We start from the raw sequence: 3,805 nt of genomic DNA, 5'->3' as shown, positions 1-3,805 counted from the left end.
CGCCCTTGACCGTGTCGAAGGTGTGCCACTCCCAGTTGTCCTCCTCCACGTTGGCCAGCGCGGCGGCCATGCCGCCCTGCGCGGCGCCCGTGTGGGAGCGGGTGGGGTAGAGCTTCGTCAGGACGGCGGTGCGGCTGCGCTTGGTCGCCTCGATGGCGGCCCGCATACCGGCGCCACCGGCGCCGACGATGACGGTGTCGTACTTGTGGATCTTCATGATTCTCGCAGCCCCGTGCCTAGCGGATGTTCGGGTCGAAGGTGAAGATCACCAGCGTGCCCAGCAGGATGGTGAACACCGTGGCGGTGTAGAGCAGGCCCTTGAGCCACAGCCGGGTGTTCGGCCGCTCCGCGTAGTCGTTGATGACCGTGCGCAGGCCGTTCGCGCCGTGCAGCATCGCCAGCCACAGCATCAGCAGGTCCCAGACCTGCCAGAACGGCGAGGCCCAGCGGCCGGCCACGAAGGCGAAGCCGATCTTGGAGACGCCGCCGTCGAGCACCAGCTGGATCAGCAGGTGGCCGATGACGAGGACGACCAGCACGACGCCGGACAGGCGCATGAACAGCCAGGCGGCCAGCTCGAAGTTGCCCCGGGTGGTCTTCGGGGTCTTCTTGGTCCGCTTGCGCGGGGGCTCGATGACCGGCGCCGGGTTGTCGACGGAGTACAGGGGCGCGCCCTCGACGGGGCCGACGCCCGAGGCGGGGGTTTCAGTGGTGGACATGGGCGTCAGCTCCCGAACAGTTCACGAGCGGCGTGGCCGAGGACGGGGTAGATCGCCCCGAGCATCAGCACGACCCACACGGCGACGACGGTCCAGAGCATCTGCTTCTGGTAGCGGGCGCCCTTGATCCAGAAGTCGACGGCGATGACACGCAGGCCGTTGAGCGCGTGGAAGAGGATGGCGGCGACGAGGCCGTACTCCAGCAGCGCGACGATCGGCGTCTTGTACGTGGCCACGACGGTGTCGTAGGCCTCCGGGGACACGCGCACGAGGGCGGTGTCCAGCACGTGAACGAACAGGAAGAAGAAAATGAGGACGCCGGTGACTCGGTGAGCCACCCAGGACCACATTCCTTCCCGGCCGCGGTACAGCGTTCCAGCCGGCACGGAAGTTTCCTCCGGGAGCGGGGATTGGGGCCGCGCCGGCTTTGTCGTGTCGGTCGGGCCCGGCCGGGTACGGTCCACCGGCCCCCAGCATCGTAGCCACGTGTTCCGGTGGTGCTTACAGCGGGCCTGCCGGTGTGATCAAACTTGCACGCAACTTGCACTCAAAGGGGTGTGGACGCGGCTGCCGCAGCCGGAGGAGGGGACTATTGGCCCTGTTCGCCGGGTCTGTCGGGCGGGAAGGGCTGGTGACCGGCCGCCGTGGCCGTCAGGAGGCCGGTCAGCCGGCCCCTCGTCAGGCGCCGGAGTTCCTCCGCCGCCACGGAGCGCTCTTCCTCCGGATCGTTGGCCAATCGTGACCGGATGCCTTCGAGTACGTGGTCCAGGACGGCGTCCGGCTTCAGGCCGTCGAGGCAGATGACGAACGCGTGTCCGAACTTGGCCTCGTAGGCGGCGTACGCCGCGTTCAGCGCCGTGTGGGCGGCCGCGTACGTGTCCTCGGGCAGGGCGGGCAGGGACTCCGCCGCCAGGGCCTGGGCGAGTTCCGCCGCGGTCAGGTCGTACGCCGCCTCGTCGGAGGCGGCGAGCAGGGACGCCAGGTCGGGGTAGGGACGGTGGCCGGCCATGCGCAGGGCCCAGCGGACGCTGTTCAGGCAGGCCAGCAGGGTGCGCTCGGCGTCCTCGGCGGAGGCGGCGTTGAAGCGCTCCAGCGGGGACGGGGTGCCGGGCCTGCCGCGGGATTGCCCGGGTATGGCGACTCGGCCGGGGAGGTCTGGGAGACGGTGCGCAGGCAGCGTGGGTCCTCGTGGGCGTCGCGTGTGTGTCGGTGGCGGATGGTGTGAGAGTTGTGGCGACACGTTATCGAGTGAGTCCATGACGTGTCCGATCGATGCCCCGGATTCACCCGGACGGCAGGGTTTCGGAACGGCTCGTCGACGCCGCTCACCCGTACGAGTCGTAGGTTGGCGGAGTGAGTCGGCACAGGCAGCACAGGCAGCACGGGCGCCGGGCGGCGGCGCGGACGGTGAGGCGGAGGGTGCCGGTCGTGGCCGTCGCCGCGGGCGCGCTGGTGGCCGCCTCCGGGGTGGGCCTCGGGCTCTGGGCGTCCTCGGACGGCGACGGCACGGCGGCGGGCCCGACGACGGCCACCGCCGGGGAGAGCCCCGGCGGTCCGGACGAGGCCGCCGGGACGGCGCCGGAGGCGAGTCCGAGCCCCAGCCGGTCCTACCCCCTGTCCCGGATGCCGCGCACCATTCCCGCCGTCCGCGAGCACACCGCCGAGCGCGGCCCCGGCTGGCGCCCCGCGCGGACCCACCGGGTGGTCGTCAGCGACGGCGCGCTGGCCGACGAGGGGCGCCTGATAGCCGGCGAGCTGGGACTGACGTACGCCGGTGAGAGGGACGACGAGCGCCACGGGGACCTGCGGCTGGTGCTGAACCGCGACGCGGGCGCGAACCCCGAGTCGTACACGATGACCGTGCGGGGCGGGCGGGTGACCGTCAGCGGCCCCGGCGAGGCGGGCGTGTTCTACGGCACCCGCACGCTCAAGCAGGAGATACGCGGCGCCGGAGCCGCCCCCGAGGGCGTCGTGCGCGACGAGCCCGCCAAGCAGCGGCGCGGGCTGATGCTGGACATCGCGCGCAAGCACTTCACCGCCGGCTGGATCGAGGACCGGATCCGCGAACTCGGCGACCTGAAGTTCAACGAACTCGGCCTGCACTTCTCCGACGACCAGGGCTTCCGCATCGAGTCCGACACGCACCCGGAGATCGTGTCCGAGGACCGTCTGACCAAGGCGCAGGTCAAGAAGATCGTCGACCTCGCGGCGAGCCGGCACATCACCGTCGTCCCCGAGATCGACTCGCCCGGTCACCTCGGCGCGGTCATCGCCGCCCATCCGGACCTCCAGCTGCGCGACGCGAACGGTCGCGCCGTGCGCGGCGCCGTCGACATCTCCGAGGCCGGGGCCGCCGAGATCGTCGACGACCTGCTGGACGAGTACGCCGGCCTCTTCCCCGGCGGGCGGTGGCACCTCGGCGGCGACGAGTACCAGGCGCTGGTGGTGTCCGACCCCGAGGCGTCGTTCCCGGGCCTCGCCGCCGCCGCGCGGGAGAGGTACGGCCCCGGCGCGACCGTGGAGGACCTGGCCACCGGCTGGCTCAACGACCGGGCCGCGACCGTCCGCGCCCACGGCCGCACGCCCCGCGCCTGGAACGACGGCTTCTTCCGGGGCACGTCGGTGCGGGGCGCGAAGGACATCGAGGTCGCCTACTGGACCGGCAAGGAGATCGGCGCCCGGCAGCCCGCCGAGTACCTGGACGAGGGCCGCCGGGTCGTCAACTACAACGACGAGTTCCTCTACTACGTGCTCGGGGAGCCGCTGACCTTCGTCTATCCGACGGGCCGGCGGATCTACGAGCAGTGGACGCCGCGGGTGCTGCGCGGCACCACCGCCGTCCCGTCCCGGTACGACGACCGGATCCTCGGCGGCTCCTTCGCCGTCTGGTGCGATCTGGCCGGCTCCCAGACCGAGGACCAGGTCGCGGCCGGGATCCGGCTGCCGCTGCGGGCGACCGTCCAGAAGCTGTGGGACCCGGAGCGGCCCGAGCTGTCCTGGGCGGAGTTCCGGGCCCTGGCGGACCGGCTGGACTGAAACCGACCGGTCGCCCGGTTGTGACGGAGGTCGAACGGACCGCCGTCCGG

General features: G+C 71.8%; 5 protein-coding genes. 1 reads left to right on the top strand and 4 read right to left on the bottom strand.

All coding sequences use genetic code 11. The features are described from left to right. The 4 genes from RIM90_RS26045 to RIM90_RS26030 form a co-directional block, all read right to left on the bottom strand. The coding region (locus tag RIM90_RS26045) for an FAD-binding protein (RefSeq protein WP_309063189.1) at nucleotides 1-217 on the bottom strand (217 nt) is incomplete at its 3' end. Nucleotides 218-236: 19 nt separating this feature from the next. Then, the gene (locus RIM90_RS26040; RefSeq protein WP_309063188.1) at nucleotides 237-719 is read right to left on the bottom strand and encodes a succinate dehydrogenase hydrophobic membrane anchor subunit; all 483 of its coding nucleotides are present in this window, start codon (nucleotides 717-719) and stop codon (nucleotides 237-239) included. Between the two features lie 5 nt (nucleotides 720-724). Beyond that, complete coding sequence (gene sdhC / locus RIM90_RS26035) at nucleotides 725-1,105, bottom strand: succinate dehydrogenase, cytochrome b556 subunit (protein ID WP_164332902.1); 381 nt, start codon at nucleotides 1,103-1,105, stop codon at nucleotides 725-727. A 203-nt stretch (nucleotides 1,106-1,308) separates the two neighbouring features. Further along, nucleotides 1,309-1,977, bottom strand: coding sequence for a 2-oxo-4-hydroxy-4-carboxy-5-ureidoimidazoline decarboxylase (locus RIM90_RS26030; RefSeq protein ID WP_309063187.1), 669 nt, complete (start codon nucleotides 1,975-1,977; stop codon nucleotides 1,309-1,311). A gap of 161 nt (nucleotides 1,978-2,138) precedes the next feature. On the opposite strand from RIM90_RS26030, the gene RIM90_RS26025 reads away from it, so the two are divergent. After that, complete coding sequence (locus RIM90_RS26025) at nucleotides 2,139-3,755, top strand: glycoside hydrolase family 20 protein (protein ID WP_309063186.1); 1,617 nt, start codon at nucleotides 2,139-2,141, stop codon at nucleotides 3,753-3,755. The last annotated feature ends 50 nt before the right edge of the window (nucleotides 3,756-3,805 follow it).

The organism is Streptomyces sp., from assembly GCF_031181555.1.
GTDB classification, from domain to species: domain Bacteria; phylum Actinomycetota; class Actinomycetes; order Streptomycetales; family Streptomycetaceae; genus Streptomyces; species Streptomyces fimbriatus.
Note: the sequence above shows the minus strand (reverse complement) of the source record. Positions and strands in the feature narration are given on the sequence as shown.